Below are 18,893 nucleotides of genomic sequence, written 5' to 3'. Positions count from 1 at the left end.
TCAGGCGATTTACTTACGAGCTGCTTTGAACGCTTCAGCCATGGCACTGCTCATAGCAACGTCATCTTGCTTGTTCAAGTTAGCCATCGCTTCCTTCTCATCAGCTTCATCTTTCGCTTTGATAGATAGGCTGATAGTACGGTTCTTGCGATCAACACCCATGAACTTAGATTCAACAGCGTCACCTACTGAGTATACAGTAGACGCGTCTTCAATGCGCTCACGTGAGATATCTGCTACACGTAGGTAACCTTCTACAGTTTCAGCTAGCTCAATAGTAACGCCTTTCGCGTCAACAGCAACTACAGTACCGTTTACGATAGCACCTTTCTTCTTATCTGCAAGGTATGCATTGAAAGGATCATCTTCAGTCTGCTTAACACCAAGGCTGATACGCTCACGCTCTGGGTCAACAGAAAGAACAACTGCATGGATCTCGTCGCCTTTCTTATAGTCAGATACAGCTTCTTCGCCAGTACCGTTCCAAGAGATATCAGAAAGGTGAACTAGACCGTCGATGCCGCCGTCAAGACCGATGAAGATACCGAAGTCAGTGATTGACTTGATCTTACCAGAAACCTTGTCGCCCTTCTGGAAACGCTCTGCAAAGTCATCCCATGGGTTAACTTTACACTGCTTAAGACCTAGAGAGATACGACGACGTTCTTCATCGATGTCTAGAACTAGAACTTCAACTTCATCACCTAGGTTAACAACCTTAGATGGGTGGATGTTCTTGTTAGTCCAATCCATTTCAGAAACGTGTACTAGACCTTCTACGCCTTCTTCAATTTCAACGAAACAACCGTAGTCAGTTAGGTTAGTTACGCGACCAGTCAACTTAGTGTTTTCTGGGTAGCGCTTGCTGATTTCTAACCATGGATCTTCGCCAAGTTGCTTAAGACCTAGTGAAACACGAGTGCGCTCACGGTCATACTTAAGTACTTTAACGTTGATTTCATCACCAACATTTACGATTTCAGATGGGTGCTTAACGCGCTTCCAAGCCATATCTGTGATATGTAGAAGACCGTCAACGCCACCTAGATCTACGAATGCACCGTAGTCAGTAAGGTTCTTAACGATACCTTTAACCGCTTGACCTTCTTGAAGGTTTTCAAGAAGAGCATCACGCTCTGCACTGCTTTCTGATTCGATAACAGCACGACGAGAAACAACAACGTTGTTACGCTTCTGGTCTAGCTTGATAACTTTGAATTCTAGTTCTTTGTTTTCTAGGTGAGCAGTATCGCGAACTGGGCGAACGTCAACTAGAGAACCTGGTAGGAATGCACGGATACCGTTTAATTCAACAGTGAAACCGCCTTTAACCTTACCATTGATGATACCGATTACAGTTTCAGCATCTTCGTACGCTTTTTCTAGAACGATCCAAGCTTCGTGACGCTTCGCTTTCTCACGAGAAAGCTGAGTCTCACCGAAACCATCTTCAACAGAGTCTAGGGCTACGTCAACTTGGTCACCAACTGCGATTTCAAGAGCGCCTTGAGCGTTTTTGAACTGTTCAGCTGGGATTGGGCTTTCAGACTTCAGACCTGCGTCAACAAGTACCATACCGTTCTGGATTGATACTACAGTACCACGAACGATAGAACCTGGACGGAACTCAAGTGTTTCAAGGGATTGTTCAAATAGATCAGCAAAAGATTCAGTCATGTTTAAGTTACTTTCTTTAATAAACCACGGACCATCCTGGACGTGGAGTCAGATTAATAATTTGTCGCATCCATTCGACAAATGATAAAACGCTAGCCTTTACAGACTAACGTTAGGTAATTTTTTGGTGATGTGTGCAAGGCAAAGTGCCAATACTTCATCAATATCTATCGTTGTCGTATCAATAACGAGTGCGTCTTCAGCCGGAACTAAAGGTGCTACGGGGCGATTCATATCGCGCTCATCTCGTTCGATGACCTCGGATAAAAGACGGTCGATATTAACACCGAAGCCCTTGTCCTGCAACTGATTATAGCGTCTTTGGGCCCTTTCCTCAGCAGTCGCCGTTAAATAAAGTTTAGCTGGCGTTGTTGGGAATACCACTGTGCCCATATCACGACCATCAGCGATAAGCCCTGGCGCTTCTGCAAACGCGCGTTGACGGCGAAGTAATGCTTCTCTAACCGTAGGAAAAGCCGCTACTTTAGAGGCAGCGTTTGAGCATTCTTGACTACGGATGTCATGGGAAACGTCTTCGCCTTCTAAAACAACTTTAATGCCATTTCCATTAGCCGTGATGAATTGCACATCTAAATGCGCGGCTAATAAGGCCAATGATGATTCGTTGTCGAGTTCTACATTGTGATGGATCGCGGCTAACGCTAATACCCGATATATGGCACCGCTGTCTAGCAGTTTCCACCCTAATCGAGTTGCAAGTAACTGACTAATGGTACCTTTACCTGCACCGCTTGGGCCGTCAATGGTGACGATAGGAGCCCGTTGTGACATATGATTCTCCAAATTAAAATCTATCTTCCCTAAAGATCTTGATATTCATCCACTAAAAAAGAGCGCGCGCATTATAAACCAAATCTGATAACAAAGCGGTAAAAACTTAAGATTATTCAGGTGCAGGTATAAACTCTGTAGATAAATGAGAGGTCAATTAGACTTAACCTCTCATTCTCTTTACCAATTTTATACGGCTAACGCGGCAAATTTTTCAAAGTAGTTTGGAAAGGTTTTTGAGGTGCAGTCAGGGTCGTTGATAGTGATGCCACAATCGGCAAACGCCAGCATAGAGAAACACATGGCCATACGATGATCGTTATAAGTGTCGATATCGGCGGTGTTAGGAGCCACCGGTGGTGTGACACTGATGTAATCATGGCCCTCATCGACGATGGCCCCGACTTTACGCAGCTCTGTTGCCATTGCTGCAAGTCTATCGGTTTCTTTAATGCGCCAGTTGTAGATATTGCGCAAAGTTGTAGTACCTTGGGCAAATAAAGCGGTTGTTGCGATCGTCATCGCAGCGTCAGGAATATGGTTCATGTCTAAATCGACCGCCTTGAGTTGTGCAACCCGCGAGATAATATAGTCATCCCCCCACTCTATTTCGGCGCCCATTTTCGCTAACACATCGGCAAATTTCACATCGCCTTGAATGCTCTTAAGGCCAACGCCGGTTACTTTAACTTCTCCGCCCTTAATGGCGCCAGCCGCTAAAAAGTATGAGGCTGATGATGCATCGCCTTCAACTAAGACGGTTCCTGGTGAGACATAAGCTTGTCCGCTGAGAATTTCGAAGCGTTCATAGTTGTGGTTTTTCACCTCCACACCGAACTGTGCCATTAGTGCAATCGTGATATCGATATATGGCTTAGAGACGAGTTCGCCTTTGATTTTGATATTTACTGTGCTTCTTGCAAGCGGTGCAACCATCAATAAGGCGGTTAAGAATTGACTGGATAGGTCACCCGCTATCTCTACATCACCGCCATTTAAGCCCGTAGCGTTAATCGTTAACGGTGGAAAGCCAGGGTTCTTCAGGTAGGTTACATCCGCACCGAGTTGTGCCAGAGCGTCAACAAGGTCACCAATGGGGCGCTCTTCCATACGAGGTTCGCCCGTTAAAGTAAACGTACCGCTTCCTAAGGTTAATGCAGCGCATAAAGGACGCATCGCGGTGCCAGCGTTACCAAGAAAAAGCGTTTGGGCATCAGAAGCGTTCATCGCGCCGCCAATACCGTCGAGTTCACAGATCGTTTTATCTTCAGAGAGACGATAATTCACACCCAGTTGCTTGAGTGATGCAAGCATGTAGCGAATATCATCTGAATCAAGCAGGTTAGTCAGTTTAGTCTTACCTTTGGCTAACGTCGCTAATAACAATACGCGATTAGAAATACTCTTAGAGCCGGGAATATTAATCGTGCCTTGGACTTTACTGATGGGTTCGAGTCGTAGTTGCTTCATGAATCACTTCTTTTATCATTGCATGACGCCTTAACGGCCATGCGGGTTATCATTAACGTTTGTACCATCACGACAAAATGGCGACCTGTTCAAAAAGACTTTGAACCTCGTGGTTATAAAGTTACTGATCGTGGCCCACTATTCAACACTTTTTTGCAATTAATAGGGCTTAATGAGTAATTTTCTTACCTAACAGGTCAAAAGGTGTGGCTTTGTTAGTGAGAGTTGAGCCATTTTGCCGATTTGTTAACCGCTGGCATAAATATTTTCCTTTTCTCTTGCGTGGTAAAATCAACACAAGCACTGTTATTTGTCTGCCAAACTGGTTTATCCTAGGTTTTCACGCCCGAGGCCAAGAAAGGCCGATAAACTTAATAAAAAGGTTGTTGGAGCTATGTTCGAAACACTTACCCCTATGCCCGCCGATCCTATCCTTGGATTGATGACCAAATATCGCGAAGATACTCATGCTAATAAGGTCGACCTCGGTGTCGGTGTTTATAAGGATGAGCAAGGTCACACCCCTATTTTGCACTGTGTGAAGATTGCAGAGCAGCATCGCATAGACACAGAGGAAACAAAAGTTTACATAGGCCCGACAGGATCAGCATCATTTAACCAACTGCTTGGTGAGCTGGCTTTTGGTCAAGATAACCCTGCACTGCTGGCTGACCGAGTACGGACAGTATCTACCCCCGGCGGAACGGGGGCACTGCGCGTCGCTGCCGATTTTATCAAACGTCTTAATCCAAACGCCGTTGTATGGGTCAGCGATCCAACTTGGGCAAACCACACTGGTCTGTTTGAAGCGGCGGGCCTATCTGTTAAAACCTACCCTTACTATGATCACGACAATAAGACGCTGAAATTTGACGAAATGCTCTCTACTTTGTCGCAAGTGGGTAAGGATGATGTTGTGCTACTGCATGCATGTTGTCATAACCCAAGCGGCATGGATTTGACCACACAGCAATGGGACAAAGTGATTGAGTTAACCAAGCAACAAGGGTTTACTCCACTTATTGATATGGCGTATCAAGGTTTCGGTGATGGCGTAGATGAGGACGCCTACGGTGTGCGTCAAATGGCTGCTCAGGTTGATAATATGATCTTATGTAGCTCATGCTCGAAAAACTTCGGTCTATATCGCGAGCGCATCGGCGCCTGCTCTATCCTGGGTCGTGATAGTCAATCGGCTAACGTGGCTTTCTCGGTGCTACTTTATGTGGTGCGTTGCATCTACTCTATGCCACCTGCTCATGGTGCTGCAATTGTCGAAACTATTTTAGGATCAAGTGAACTTAAGCAACAATGGTTAGATGAGCTAAAAGAGATGCGGGATCGGATCAACGGTAACCGAGTTATGTTGGTGAATAAGTTGATAGAAAAAGGTGTCACACGCGACTTTAGCTTTATTGCAGAGCAAAAAGGAATGTTTTCTTTTTTAGGAATTACTCCCCAACAAGTCGCACAATTACAACATGATCACAGTATCTATATGGTTGATTCAAGCCGTATTAGTATTGCAGGGATAGGTGAAGGTAATGTGGATTATCTCGCAGAGTCCATTGCCAAGGTGCTGTAATAGCCATTTATAAGTAGGCCCAATTTATTGGTTAACTAAAGTCGCGCGGCAAATTTCCGCGCGACTTTTTCGATGCAAATAAACATTAAAAATCAGACGAATAGCGTAAAAAAAGCAGGATTGGATTTTAAATATCAAAAACTTCGACACCCAAAACGGCTAGCCAGTCGTCCAGGTTAAAATGGGTATCATCTTCCTTGTGCACTCGCACCACATAATAGATTAGCCTATTTAGCAAATGGTCTCGTTTTGCTAGAGCGGCATCGGTAACCACCCCTGTACCGCCCCAATCTAGTTGATGTCCCTGAAGATAGGCATCATGCTGAATAGCATCACAGTCTCTCTCTATTTTATGCCGAGTATCCGCCTCTGAAAGCCCCTCTATATAGGATTCTATCGGAACCAAGTAATCCACAATAAGCGCTGATTATGCCGCTATCGCTTTGGCGACTTTCGTGGTTTCCCCTGTACCCAAGTCGAGGCTATGCTCATCTAATACAGTCTTATGCGCTAAATGAAACTCCATAATTAGCGATATGGGCACTTCTTTTGGCGCAGATTTTTTGTTTAGCCCTACGTCAACACCGTATGCCGATACACTGAGTGGTAGTAACAAAGTTAGAATTAATAACAGCTTTTGCATTAATACTCCCTTTTTCAAAATCGTCATTATTTGTAATTCGACAAGGCAACAAAAAGGATAACCCCGCTAACGATGAATAACTGTCGAGCAAGCATGAAAATAGCGAATAACTCAGGGTATTCGCTATTTATTTACTTATCTAAAGCTGACAGTTATCACGCTAGGCGTTGCGCTGAGCAAACTGTTTCATAAAGTTAACTAACGCTTCAACCCCTTCAATTGGCATCGCGTTATAAATACTGGCTCGCATACCGCCAACACTTCTATGCCCCTTTAGTGCGACTAAGCCTGCCTCCTTCGCCTGGCGAATAAACTGCTCGTTAAGTGACTCATCTTTGAGATAAAAGGTGACATTCATTTGTGAGCGGTTAGCGTTAGCAACTCGACTTTCGTAAAAGTCACAACTGTCGATAAATGCATAGAGTAGTTGTGCTTTTTGTTGATTAATCGCTTCCATTGCAGCCACGCCGCCATTGGATTTTAACCACTTGAACACTTCAGCAGCAAGGTACCATGCAAATGTCGGCGGCGTGTTGTACATCGAGTCATGTTTAACTGCCAATCGATAATCCATGATTGATGCTTGTGGCTGTTGTGGCAGCGCAAGTAAATCATCTTTTATGATGACGATACTTAAGCCTGATGGACCGATATTCTTTTGTGCTCCCGCATAGATTAATCCATAGCGGCTGACATCAATTTTACGCGACATAATATTCGACGACATATCGGCAACGATGGGCCAAGGAGCATTTAACTCTTCAAAAATTTCGATACCATCAACGGTTTCGTTTGGACAGTAATGAACATAGCGATAATCTTGGTCTATAGCAGATAGATCAGGTAAAGAAATACTATTGATATTATTATCTTTATTTACAATATTAAGGATGTCTACCTGTTCTTTTCCGGCGAGTTTTACCGCCTCGTCGACAGCCGCTGAAGACCAGCTGCCATCAACAAGATATAGAGCTTTTCCTTTACTACCTAAAAAATTATTCACAACAGCAGCAAATTGTCCCCGTCCACCACCATGCATAAACAGTACATGGTAGTTAGCTGGGATTGCCATCAGCTCTCGGATATCCGCTTCTGCTTGCTCTGTTAGCGCTATAAACTCTTTACTTCGATGGCTGACCTCCATCACTGAGACACCTTGGCCATTCCAATCTAATAACTCCTTTTGTGCCTTTTGCATTACCTCAGCGGGTAACATTGCAGGCCCCGCACAGAAATTATATGTCGCGCTCACTTGCTTCTCCTTTGACGCTTAGGGTCAATTGCGTTGATACAATAGTTGTTGCCACTGGCATTATTATAAGAATTATCTGTTTACGTTTTTTGCTTGCAGAAACAAAACGAGCGTCCAAATGGACGCCCGTTAAATTGTTTAACCGTTATTCGTTAGGCTCTTCAGCCTCTGGCGCTTCACCTGGTGTTTGCTCAACTTCACCCTCAATAGCTTCGGCATCAACGATGATAGGATTACCCTCTTCGTCAAGTTCGATCTCATCTTGGATTTCGTCAATACGCTGCAGGCCAACAACACTTTCATCATCACCTGTACGGATAATCGTGACACCTTGTGTGTTACGACCAATCGATGATACGCCTGTTGCTGGTGTACGGACTAAAGTGCCTTTATCACTGATCAGCATGATCTCGTCGTTCTCTAGCACTTGCACCGCGCCAACTACAGCACCGTTACGCTCGCTAACTTTAATTGACACCACACCTTTGGTTGCACGGCTCTTGGCTGGATATTCATCTAGCGCAGTACGCTTACCATAACCGTTTTCTGTCACGGTTAAGATAGGGCCGTCGTTCTTCGGTACGATTAACGATACTACGGTTTGACCATCTTCAAGCTTGATACCGCGTACACCAGTCGCTGTACGACCCATGCCACGAACTTGATCTTCGCTAAAGCGAACGACTTTACCTTCATTAGAGAACAGCATTACTTCGTTATCACCATTAGTGATATCGACACCGATTAGCTGGTCGCCATCTTTAAGGTTAACCGCAATAATACCGTTAGCACGTGGGCGAGAGTATTGCTCCAGAGAGGTCTTCTTCACTGTACCGTGAGACGTTGCCATGATGACATACTTGTCTGCGTCGTATTCACGAACAGGCAAGATGGCAGTAATGCGCTCGCCTTCAGACAGCGGCAATAAGTTAATAATTGGACGACCACGAGCCGTACGGCTAGCTAGCGGCAATTGATAAACCTTCAACCAATACAGCTTACCGAAGTCAGAGAAGCACAAGATGGTGTCGTGGGTATTGGCAACTAATAGTTTTTCGACGAAATCCTCATCTTTCACTTTAGTTGCAGCTTTACCTTTACCACCACGGCGCTGCGCTTGGTAATCAGAAAGTGGTTGATACTTGGCATACCCTAAGTGAGATAGCGTGACAACAACATCTTCTTCATTAATAAGGTCTTCAAGACTCATATCAATTTCGTTAGCGTTAATCACGGTACGACGACTATCACCATACTGCTCTAAAATCTCTTCAAGCTCTTCTTTAATCACTTCCATTAAGCGTTCTGGGCTACGAAGGATCAATAGCAAACCAGCGATTAAGATAAGTAACTCTTCATACTCGGCAAGGATCTTTTCATGCTCTAGACCCGTTAGACGATGCAGGCGTAGCTCAAGAATTGCCTGAGCTTGTTGCTCAGTCAGGTAATATTTGCCGTCGCGGATACCAAACTCAGGTTCTAACCATTCTGGACGCGCTGCATCATCACCTGCTTTTTCAAGCATGCCTTGTACATTACCTAAATCCCAGCCTTGAGCAACGAGTTGCACTTTTGCATCAGCAGGGGTTGGCGATGCTTTAATCAACGCGATAATAGGGTCGATATTAGCTAAGGCAATCGCCAGTGACTCAAGGATATGAGCACGCTCTCGAGCCTTACGTAGTTCAAATACTGTCCGGCGAGTAACCACTTCACGACGGTGAAGAATAAAGCACTCTAGCATCTCTTTGAGGTTAAACAGTTTCGGCTGACCATTGGTCAATGCCACCATGTTTATACCAAACGAGCACTGCATCTGTGTTTGTGCGTATAGGTTATTAAGTACAACCTCACCCACTTCGCCACGCTTAATTTCGATAACGATGCGCATACCGTCTTTATCAGACTCATCGCGCAGGCCACTGATGCCTTCAATCTTTTTATCTTTAACAAGCTCGGCAATCTTTTCAATTAAACGCGCTTTGTTAACTTGATACGGGATTTCGTGAACAATGATACGCTCACGGCCATTGTCTTCGGTTTCGACTTCGGCTTTAGCGCGCATCACGGCGCGGCCACGGCCAGTCATATAAGCATCGATAATGCCTTTACGACCATTAATACTTGCAGCCGTTGGGAAGTCCGGGCCTGGGATATATTCCATCAACTGTTCGATAGATAGACTTGGCTCTTCAATCAGTGCTAAACAGCCTTGTACTACTTCAGTCAAGTTATGCGGAGGAATATTGGTGGCCATACCGACAGCAATACCCGATGACCCATTAATTAATAGGTTTGGTACGCGCGTTGGCAATACTGCTGGAATGAACTCTGTACCGTCATAGTTAGGTACAAAATCAACGGTTTCCTTTTCTAAATCGGCTAAAAGCGAATGGGCCAATTTCTGCATACGAATTTCGGTATAACGCATCGCCGCTGCAGAGTCACCATCAACAGAACCAAAGTTACCTTGGCCGTCAACTAGGGTGTAACGTAGCGAAAATGGCTGCGCCATACGAACGATAGTGTCATAAACCGCCGTATCACCGTGTGGGTGATATTTACCGATCACATCACCGACAACACGTGCCGACTTTTTGTATGGTTTGTTCCAATCGTTCTTAAGTTCGTTCATCGCGAATAATACGCGACGGTGAACCGGTTTTAGCCCGTCTCTTACATCAGGTAGAGCTCGGCCAACGATTACACTCATGGCGTAATCTAAATATGAATTCTTTAATTCGTCTTCAATATTAATTGGTGTTATAGATGAAGCCAGATCAGTCATAAACTGCTCGATCCCTTGAAATTTAGCTGACAAAATACTGTTCAAAAACCAGACAATATAACGTCAAGCCTGAAAACGTGATTTGGCATTCTAACACAGATATTTAATGTCGCTAGACCCTATTGAAATTTCCCTGAAAATATCTGTTTCGGCCCGTAAACATTGATAGAAATCAATCGCCGAACGGTTAACCAGCGATCTGCTGCTTATCTCGTCAGTCTGTACGCTATTCTCCTTTGTTTCTGAAAAGCGATAGGTATAATGGCGAAAAATAAAATCTCGGCAGAGGTGCTAAACATGTCAGAAAACATCAATGTTGATCCGCAAGAGATCGCTAAATTCGAAAAGATGGCGGAAACCTGGTGGGATCCCGCTGGCGAATTCAAACCATTACACAAGCTCAATCCACTGCGTCTTAACTTTATCGATCAAACTGTTGGTGGGCTATTTAGTAAGCAAGTTTTAGATGTAGGCTGTGGTGGTGGCATTTTATCTGAGAGCATGGCACGTATAGGTGCAAATGTGACCGGTTTAGATATGGGCACTGAACCATTAGATGTGGCTAGTTTGCATGCATTAGAGACTGGCGTAGAGATAGACTACATTCAAGACACCGCCGAAGCGCATCGAGATTCACATCGCGGCCATTATGATGTCGTGACATGTATGGAGATGTTAGAACACGTGCCTAACCCCGCCTCTGTCATTCAAGCATGCGCTGAGATGGTTAAGCCTGGCGGCCATGTGTTTTTCTCTACAATCAATAGAAATATTCGTGCCTATGTTGAAACCGTGTTGGGTGCCGAGTACCTATTAAAGATGCTTCCCGTTGGCACCCATGATCATAATAAGTACATCAAGCCAGCCGAGCTTATCGCCATGGCAGATCGTGTTGACCTTATATGTACTGATGCTACTGGTATCACTTATAACCCTATTACAGACATCTTTCGCTACACAAAGAGTTTGGATGTTAACTATATGATAGCCACCGTCAAAAATGACGATGCGTAAATTACCCGCCATCAAGGGCGTGTTGTTCGACCTTGATGGCACCTTAGTCGATACCGCTCCCGATCTGATTGCTGCGCTTAATCTGGCGTTAGTTGAATACGGCTACCCTCAAGTCGCTTTATCGGCAATTCGCGATGAGGCATCCAATGGGAGTATGGCGTTAGTCAATGCGGCGCAACCTTATATAGGCGATGTTGCTCAAACTCAACTGCAACAAGCTTTGCTAAAGCATTACGGTCAGGTCAACGGCCAGCAGGCGATCTATTTTGATGGGGTAAAGAAGCTCATTGATTTTTTAGTCGCCGAGCAGATCCCTTTTGGCGTAGTCACTAATAAAGCGGCTTGCTTTGCCAGACCACTGCTTCACCATTTAGGGCTCATACCATTAATGCCTGCGGTGGTTAGTGGCGATTCAGTTCGTTATACCAAGCCCCATCCAGCACCAATGTTACTCGCGGCTCAACAGATAGGGGTTGATGTGGCCCAGATACTCTACTTGGGAGATGCATTACGAGACCTTCAGGCGGCACAAAATAGTGGCATGCAGGGAGGAATTGCACAATGGGGTTATATAGGGCAAGCGGATAACAGTAGCGAATGGCCCCACGACTTTAGTTTTGACAATCCAGATGAGATAATTGCTCTACTGAACGCCAATCTTAAGTAACAAGCAAGTTATCGATACATTTTGTGTTAGCGCTTTTGGTCACCATCAGTCATTAGCCTGACAACGATCGTTTTTTGACTAATCGGATCGAAACGATCGTTTATAAAACTGGCGATCTTCACATTTAAATTTGTGTGGTTAAATGTTAACCCAAGGGGGCTATCGTAATTGAAAACAAGGCTTAAAGGTAAGTCGTTACTAACCCTGATTGTTACCCCCAAGATATCCACAAGTTGTCCAGTAAATTCTCTCTTGCAAAATCGCCCTAACCTCACTATCTTGTATCCTATAATTTAAAAAACACCATATATTGTGTATAGGTGATGGTCGAAGACACTAGAAACTAGGTGTAGTATCGACGTATTTCTTAACCCATCTATTGTTTTTACATGGAAACGTTGGGCCAAAGTAACTCCTCATCTTTATCACAATAGTCAATTCAGGGCTTATCGTTAATGAACAGCAATATGCAAGTCACGAAACGCAGTGGCGAACGCGAAACCATCGATCTTGACAAGATCCACCGTGTCATCACCTGGGCGGCAAAAGGACTTAAAAACGTCTCGGTATCAGAAGTTGAATTACGCTCTCACCTTCAGTTTTACGACGGTATTCCAACAGAAGCTATTCATGAAACTATTATCAAGGCAGCCGCAGATCTTATCTCGCCTGAATCGCCTGATTATCAGTTTTTATCTGCCCGTTTAGCCATTTTCCATTTGCGTAAAAAAGCATTCGGTCAGTTTGAGCCTCCAAAGCTGTACGACCATGTCGTAAAATTGGTAGAGCTTGGCAAATACGATACACATATCTTGAATGACTATAGCCGTGAAGAGATCGATATCTTAGGTAGTTATATCGACCATTGGCGTGACATGAACTTCTCTTATGCTGCGGTTAAGCAGCTAGAGGGTAAATACCTAGTTCAAAACCGTGTAACCCATGATATTTATGAGAGTGCTCAGTTCCTTTATATTCTCGTGGCGGCGTGTTTATTTGCTAAATATCCAAAAGACACTCGTTTGCAGTATGTCAAAGATTTCTACGACGCCACGTCGACCTTTAAGATCTCTTTGCCTACACCGATTATGGCTGGTGTCCGAACACCAACTCGCCAGTTTAGCTCTTGTGTATTAATTGAGTGTGGTGACAGCTTAGATTCTATCAATGCAACCGCGTCATCTATCGTTAAGTATGTATCGCAACGTGCTGGCATAGGGGTCAATGCAGGACGCATTCGTGCGTTAGGTAGCCCAATTCGCGGCGGCGAAGCATTTCATACTGGTTGCTTGCCTTTTTATAAGTATTTTCAAACCGCGGTTAAGTCTTGCTCTCAAGGCGGCGTGCGCGGTGGTGCTGCGACCCTGTTTTATCCGATGTGGCATCTGGAAGTCGAATCACTCTTGGTTCTAAAGAACAACCGTGGTGTCGATGATAACCGTATTCGTCATTTAGATTACGGTGTACAGATCAACAAACTCATGTACCAACGTATGATTCAAGGTGGCGTGATCAGTCTCTTTAGTCCATCAGATGTACCTGGTATGTATGATGCGTTCTTTGAAGACCAACAAGAGTTTGAACGTCTTTACTTAAAATATGAAGCAGACAAGAGCATTCGTAGAAAAGAAGTCAAAGCCGTGGAGCTGTTTGCCTTGATGATGCAAGAGCGCGCATCTACGGGTCGAATCTATATCCAAAACGTGGATCACTGTAATACACACAGCCCGTTTGATTCTAAAGTTGCGCCAGTGCGTCAATCTAACTTGTGTTTAGAGATTGCATTACCAACTAAACCACTGAACAATATCAATGACCCTGATGGCGAGATTGCCTTGTGCACGCTATCGGCATTGAACCTAGGTGCCATCAAGAAGCTTGAAGAGTTAGAGCCATTAGCGGATTTAGCTGTACGTGCGTTAGACAATTTATTGGATTATCAAGATTATCCAATCACGTCAGCACACAAAGCCTCGATGAATCGTCGTACCTTAGGTATAGGGGTGATCAACTTTGCTAATTACTTAGCTAAAGAAGGTGTGCGTTACTCTGATGGTTCAGCAAACGGTATTACTCATAAAACCTTTGAAGCCATTCAATATTACCTATTGAAGGCCTCTGTAAACTTGGCTAAAGAACAGGGTGCATGCCCACTGTTCCATGAAACCAATTATGCTAAAGGTATTTTGCCAATCGACACTTATAAGCGCGATTTGGACAAGATCTGTGATGAACCCTTACATATGGATTGGGAAACGTTACGAGAAGAGATTAAAACTCACGGCCTGCGTAACTCAACACTGTCTGCGTTGATGCCGTCAGAAACCTCTTCACAGATCTCTAACGCGACAAATGGTATCGAACCACCGCGTGGTTTAATCAGCGTTAAGTCAAGTAAAGATGGCCAGTTAAAGCAAGTCGTGCCAGATTTCGACAAGTATCAATACAGCTATGAGCTGCTTTGGCAGATGCCTAACAACGATGGTTATCTTCAACTTGTCGGGTTGATGCAAAAATTTGTTGACCAATCGATCTCTGCAAACACTAACTATGATCCAAGCCGTTTCCCGGGTAATAAAGTTCCTATGCAAGTGTTGCTTAAAGATCTATTAACCGCCTACAAATATGGTGTGAAGACACTTTACTATCACAATACTCGTGATGGCGCTTCAGATAGTCATGACGATATCACTGCCATTGAGAAAGAAGATGACAGTTGCGCTGGCGGCGCATGTAAAATCTAACCAACCCTAGATTTTAATCACCAGTATTTAATGCGAATTAAAGGGGGCTTGCCCCCCATGTATCGGAAGATAGAAAAATGGCCTACTCAACATTTTGTCAGACAGCAAATAACGCTCAACTAGAACCTATGTTTTTAGGGCAGTCAGTTAACGTTGCACGTTACGATCTCCAGAAATATGAAGTTTTCGAGAAACTTATTGAAAAGCAGTTATCTTTTTTCTGGCGCCCAGAGGAAGTTGATGTCAGTAAAGATAAAATTGATTATGCGGCCCTGCCGGACCATGAGAAACATATCTTTATCTCAAACCTAAAATATCAAACCTTGCTTGACTCTATTCAAGGTCGCTCACCAAATGTGGCATTTTTACCACTGGTATCGTTACCTGAATTAGAGACCTGGATTGAAACTTGGTCGTTTTCTGAAACTATTCACTCGCGTTCATACACACATATTATTCGTAATATCGTTAATGACCCCTCTGTTGTGTTTGACGATATCGTTGAAAACGAGGAAATTTTAAAACGCGCCACTGACATTGCAATCTACTATGACAAGCTTATTCAGCTAAGTCAGGCTTATCACCTACTCGGCGAAGGTACCCACGAAATCGATGGAGAAATGATTGATGTCACTAAACGTGAAATCAAAAAGGCGCTCTATTTGTGCATGGTATCGGTAAACGTACTTGAAGCTATCCGCTTCTATGTCAGCTTTGCCTGTTCGTTTGCCTTTGCTGAACGTAAAGTGATGGAAGGTAACGCTAAGATCATTCGTCTTATTGCTCGTGACGAAGCGCTCCATCTAAATAGCACCCAACACATTCTTAAAATCATGCAAGGTGGCAAAGATGACCCTGAGATGGGTGAAATTGCCAAGGAGTGTGAACAGACTGCTATCGATATTTTTATTAAGGCTGCAGAGCAAGAAAAAGAGTGGGCGAAATACCTATTTAAAGATGGTTCTATGATAGGTTTGAATGAACAGATTTTATGTCAGTATGTTGAATATATTACTAACGAACGCATGAGATCCGTTAACTTCCCTAGTCCTTACGAAGAGCAGAGTAACCCGCTCCCTTGGATGAAGAACTGGCTAGAGAGTGATGCAGTACAAGTTGCACCACAAGAAGTTGAAGTCTCCTCCTACCTTGTTGGTCAAATCGATTCATCGATTGACGAAAGCGAGTTTGCAGACTTTGACCTTTAATAACGCCACGTTTACAAAGGCACCTATTGTCAGTCTTCAAGGTCAACCTGCGCTGTTATACACAGCGCAGCACACCAGCTTGTTAGACGCATTAGAACAAAAGAAAGTAAAGATATTCTCAGAATGTCGTAACGGCTTTTGTGGTGCCTGTAAGACAAAAATCAATAAAGGCACTGTGCGCTATCACACCGTGCCTTTAGTTGAACTTGAGGCTAATGAATGCCTACCCTGCTGCTGTTCTCCAGAGACGGATCTCGACTTAGCGCTATCGGCTAATGGTGCTGAAGTAGTGACTCCGCGCCAACATTGCCATCAAACAAACAATATTGAGCAAGAACCACAACTGGTCAGCAATGAAAATTAAATCCCTTCCTTAGCAATCTGTTGATGAACAGCATTGACCTGTATCAATGCAGCACTGCCATACCAAGGATGAAGTTCCATCACCAAGCGACCAGCTTTAATGGCAGGATCTGATTCGGTTAATGCAGTTGCCTCTTTCACCGTGGCTACATTAAAAATATAGATCCCCCGTATATCACCTTCGTCCATAAAGGGACCGGCCAGTACTAGCTTTCCAACTTTGGCTAAACGGCTAATATTATCTAAATGCGCACGTTGAAGACGTGCAGCCTCCGCTTCAGTCTGTCCTCGATTGGGACCGCGTTTTAAAAACGCCATCACATAACTTTTCATCCCATATTGATCAGCCCCAAGCTGAGCGGCTAATTCAGCATCAAACTTCGCTGATGCCTGACTGCCGTACAAAGCCAATATTAATCCGACTAATAATTCGTTTAGTTTCACCAGTATCTTCTCATTCAGTGGTTAACGATTGATGATAACATGGCAATAATATGGCTATTTGGCAAACTCTAGCCAAAAAAAAGGGTCTGTAATCAGACCCTTTTACACTGACTAATACTGAGCTACAACTGTGTTGCTAGCTCAGCACCTTGACGAATAGCTCGCTTAGCATCGAGTTCAGCCGCCACGTCTACGCCGCCAATAAGGTGCACCGGCAAACCCGTGCTTTTCATCTCATCGACCAAAGTACGATTTGACTCTTGCCCTGCACATAAAATGACATTGTCAACGGCGAGTACGCTCGCCTCACCATCCATACTGATATGTAGACCCTGTTCATCAAACGACTCGTAGTTCACCCCAGTCTTCATCTCGACTTGGTGATGTTTAAGCACGCTACGATGGATCCAACCTGTGGTTTTACCCAGTCCTTTCCCCATCTTGCTAGTCTTACGCTGCAACAGGTAGATTTTTCGATGGGGTGAATCAAGCTCTGGCGCTATGAGCCCACCTCTATCAGCGTAACTTTTGTCTATGCCCCACTGCTTCAACCATTTTTCAGGATGTAGGGTAGATGATTCATCTTCACCTAAGAAATGCGCCATATCAAAACCTATGCCACCGGCACCAATTAAGGCCACGCGCTCACCAACAGTGACTTCACCACTGAGCACTTGCTGGTAGGTGACGACTCTTTCATTATCAAAGCCAGGCAGATCGATACGACGCGGCACGACACCTGCAGCAATGACCACTTCATCAAACTGCTCATCCCTCACAACTGACGCATCCAGGCGCGTGTCAAGGCGTAGTTCTACATGGTGACGTTTCATCTGCTCGGTGAAGTAACGAATGGTTTCGTCAAACTCCTCTTTACCCGGGATTTTTCGTGCCAAATTAAACTGTCCCCCCACCTCTGACTTTGCTTCAAACACCACAACTTTATGGCCGCGGCTTGCCGCATAGATAGAGAATGCCATACCTGCAGGACCCGCCCCCATCACAGCAATACGCTTCTTTATCTGCGCAGGGGTGAAGTTAAGCTCAGTTTCATAACATGCTCTAGGGTTAACCAAGCAGGTCGCACGCTTGAGTGAGAAGGTATGGTCGAGACAGGCTTGATTACAACCGATACAGGTATTAATCAGCTGACTCTCGTTTGCAGCGGCCTTATTAACAAATTCAGCATCTGCAAGAAATGGCCGTGCCATAGAGACCATGTCTGCTTGACCCGAGGCAAGAATATGTTCTGCGATCTCTGGCGTGTTGATACGGTTGGTCGCCACTAATGGCAACTTAACCTCGCTTTTCAGTTTTTCCGTTACCCAAGCAAAGGCACCGCGAGGAACACTGGTCGCAATTGTCGGTACTCGAGCCTCATGCCAACCAATACCCGTATTAATAATCGATACACCAGCTTGCTCCAACGACTTAGCAAGCGTTACCACTTCATCCCATGTCGATCCATTATCGACAAGGTCGAGCATCGACAGACGGAAAATGATAATAAAATCCTTGCCCACTTTCTCCCGAATAGCGTTGACGATTGCTAGTGGGAAGCGAACACGATTTTGGTAAGCACCACCCCACTCATCGGTACGTTTATTGGTACGTGCACAGATAAATTGATTGATTAAGTAGCCTTCAGAACCCATCACTTCAACACCGTCATAACCGGCTTTTTTAGCCAGTGCCGCTGACGTTGCGTAGTCCTTAATAGTGCCTTTAACTTGGCGCGATGACATTGCCGAAGGCGTAAACGGGGTGATGGGTGACTTGATCTTACTTGGCGCTTGTGAAAACGGATGGTAACCATAGCGGCCAGCATGCAAGATCTGCATACAAATTTTGCCGTCTGCTTCATGTACTGCTTGCGTGACTATTTTGTGCTTGTTTACTTGCCATGGAAAACTTAACTGGCATGCGTGTGGCGCTAATCTGCCTCGCAGGTTTGGCGATATGCCACCTGTAACGATCAGTCCTACGCCCCCTATTGCGCGCTCTTTATAAAATGCTGCCAGTTTCTCAAAACCGCCCTTTTCTTCTTCTAAACCTGTGTGCATAGAGCCCATTAACACGCGGTTTTTAAGCTGGGTAAAGCCCAAATCTAAGGGTTCTAATAAATGCGGAAACGACATTCAAACATCCTTTTTAAACAAGTGATTTAAATCAGCATACCTCTTGTTGGTTTTAAGCTCAACAGTCAAAAGATAAGATTCATTTACAATTGTGTTTAGCTACGTAAT

The 18,893-nt window shown here is 44.5% G+C and carries 15 protein-coding genes; 6 read left to right on the top strand and 9 right to left on the bottom strand.

Features of this window, described 5'->3' with window-relative positions; genetic code table 11:
* Positions 1-9: 9 nt before the first annotated feature.
* The 3 genes from rpsA to aroA all read right to left on the bottom strand — a co-directional run bounded on the left by rpsA (position 10) and on the right by aroA (position 3,939).
* The gene (rpsA, locus tag BEL05_RS20350) at positions 10-1,677 is read right to left on the bottom strand and encodes a 30S ribosomal protein S1 (RefSeq protein ID WP_028763892.1); all 1,668 of its coding nucleotides are present in this window, start codon (positions 1,675-1,677) and stop codon (positions 10-12) included.
* A 99-nt stretch (positions 1,678-1,776) separates the two neighbouring features.
* Positions 1,777-2,469 (bottom strand): (d)CMP kinase, encoded by a 693-nt coding sequence (gene cmk, locus BEL05_RS20345; RefSeq protein ID WP_069672226.1) that lies wholly within the window; start codon positions 2,467-2,469, stop codon positions 1,777-1,779.
* 189 nt (positions 2,470-2,658) lie between these two features.
* Positions 2,659-3,939: a 3-phosphoshikimate 1-carboxyvinyltransferase gene (gene aroA, locus BEL05_RS20340; RefSeq protein WP_069672225.1), complete on the bottom strand. Its 1,281-nt coding sequence runs from the start codon at positions 3,937-3,939 to the stop codon at positions 2,659-2,661.
* A gap of 394 nt (positions 3,940-4,333) precedes the next feature.
* On the opposite strand from aroA, the gene BEL05_RS20335 reads away from it, so the two are divergent.
* Positions 4,334-5,524: an amino acid aminotransferase gene (locus BEL05_RS20335; RefSeq protein ID WP_069672224.1), complete on the top strand. Its 1,191-nt coding sequence runs from the start codon at positions 4,334-4,336 to the stop codon at positions 5,522-5,524.
* A 127-nt stretch (positions 5,525-5,651) separates the two neighbouring features.
* Here the strand turns inward: BEL05_RS20335 and BEL05_RS20330 are convergent, their stop codons facing one another.
* The 4 genes from BEL05_RS20330 to gyrA form a co-directional block, all read right to left on the bottom strand.
* Positions 5,652-5,939, bottom strand: a complete 288-nt coding sequence (locus BEL05_RS20330) for a hypothetical protein (RefSeq protein ID WP_069672223.1) — start codon at positions 5,937-5,939, stop codon at positions 5,652-5,654.
* Between the two features lie 12 nt (positions 5,940-5,951).
* Complete coding sequence (locus BEL05_RS20325) at positions 5,952-6,167, bottom strand: hypothetical protein (RefSeq protein ID WP_069672222.1); 216 nt, start codon at positions 6,165-6,167, stop codon at positions 5,952-5,954.
* Positions 6,168-6,327: 160 nt separating this feature from the next.
* Positions 6,328-7,419 carry a 3-phosphoserine/phosphohydroxythreonine transaminase gene (gene serC, locus BEL05_RS20320; RefSeq protein ID WP_069672221.1) on the bottom strand — a complete coding sequence of 364 codons (1,092 nt, stop codon included), beginning with the start codon at positions 7,417-7,419 and terminating at the stop codon, positions 6,328-6,330.
* Positions 7,420-7,564: 145 nt separating this feature from the next.
* Positions 7,565-10,207: a DNA gyrase subunit A gene (gene gyrA, locus BEL05_RS20315; RefSeq protein ID WP_069672276.1), complete on the bottom strand. Its 2,643-nt coding sequence runs from the start codon at positions 10,205-10,207 to the stop codon at positions 7,565-7,567.
* A gap of 297 nt (positions 10,208-10,504) precedes the next feature.
* On the opposite strand from gyrA, the gene ubiG reads away from it, so the two are divergent.
* The 5 genes from ubiG (at position 10,505) to yfaE (ending at position 16,204) form a co-directional block, all read left to right on the top strand.
* Positions 10,505-11,221 carry a bifunctional 2-polyprenyl-6-hydroxyphenol methylase/3-demethylubiquinol 3-O-methyltransferase UbiG gene (gene ubiG / locus BEL05_RS20310; protein ID WP_069672275.1) on the top strand — a complete coding sequence of 239 codons (717 nt, stop codon included), beginning with the start codon at positions 10,505-10,507 and terminating at the stop codon, positions 11,219-11,221.
* Entirely contained in the window at positions 11,208-11,888 is a 681-nt protein-coding gene (locus BEL05_RS20305) for an HAD family hydrolase (RefSeq protein ID WP_069672220.1), read from the top strand. The genes ubiG and BEL05_RS20305 overlap by 14 nt, the downstream gene beginning before the upstream one ends.
* Positions 11,889-12,343: 455 nt before the next feature.
* Complete coding sequence (gene nrdA / locus BEL05_RS20295; protein WP_028763881.1) at positions 12,344-14,632, top strand: class 1a ribonucleoside-diphosphate reductase subunit alpha; 2,289 nt, start codon at positions 12,344-12,346, stop codon at positions 14,630-14,632.
* Between the two features lie 77 nt (positions 14,633-14,709).
* On the top strand, positions 14,710-15,840 hold the full coding sequence (gene nrdB, locus BEL05_RS20290; protein ID WP_069672218.1) for a class Ia ribonucleoside-diphosphate reductase subunit beta: 1,131 nt from the start codon (positions 14,710-14,712) through the stop codon (positions 15,838-15,840).
* Positions 15,830-16,204 carry a class I ribonucleotide reductase maintenance protein YfaE gene (gene yfaE / locus BEL05_RS20285; RefSeq protein ID WP_245687041.1) on the top strand — a complete coding sequence of 125 codons (375 nt, stop codon included), beginning with the start codon at positions 15,830-15,832 and terminating at the stop codon, positions 16,202-16,204. Before nrdB ends, yfaE begins: the two co-directional genes overlap by 11 nt.
* On the opposite strand, the gene BEL05_RS20280 is transcribed toward yfaE, so the two are convergent.
* Both BEL05_RS20280 and BEL05_RS20275 read right to left on the bottom strand, forming a co-directional pair.
* On the bottom strand, positions 16,201-16,647 hold the full coding sequence (locus BEL05_RS20280; protein WP_245687040.1) for a YciI family protein: 447 nt from the start codon (positions 16,645-16,647) through the stop codon (positions 16,201-16,203). The two genes, yfaE and BEL05_RS20280, sit on opposite strands and share 4 nt — an antisense overlap.
* A 122-nt stretch (positions 16,648-16,769) precedes the next feature.
* On the bottom strand, positions 16,770-18,785 hold the full coding sequence (locus BEL05_RS20275) for an NADPH-dependent 2,4-dienoyl-CoA reductase (RefSeq protein WP_069672215.1): 2,016 nt from the start codon (positions 18,783-18,785) through the stop codon (positions 16,770-16,772).
* Positions 18,786-18,893 lie beyond the last annotated feature (108 nt).

This window comes from Shewanella colwelliana (genome assembly GCF_001735525.1).
In the GTDB taxonomy this organism is placed as follows: Bacteria; Pseudomonadota; Gammaproteobacteria; order Enterobacterales; family Shewanellaceae; genus Shewanella; species Shewanella colwelliana.
Note: the sequence above shows the minus strand (reverse complement) of the source record. Positions and strands in the feature narration are given on the sequence as shown.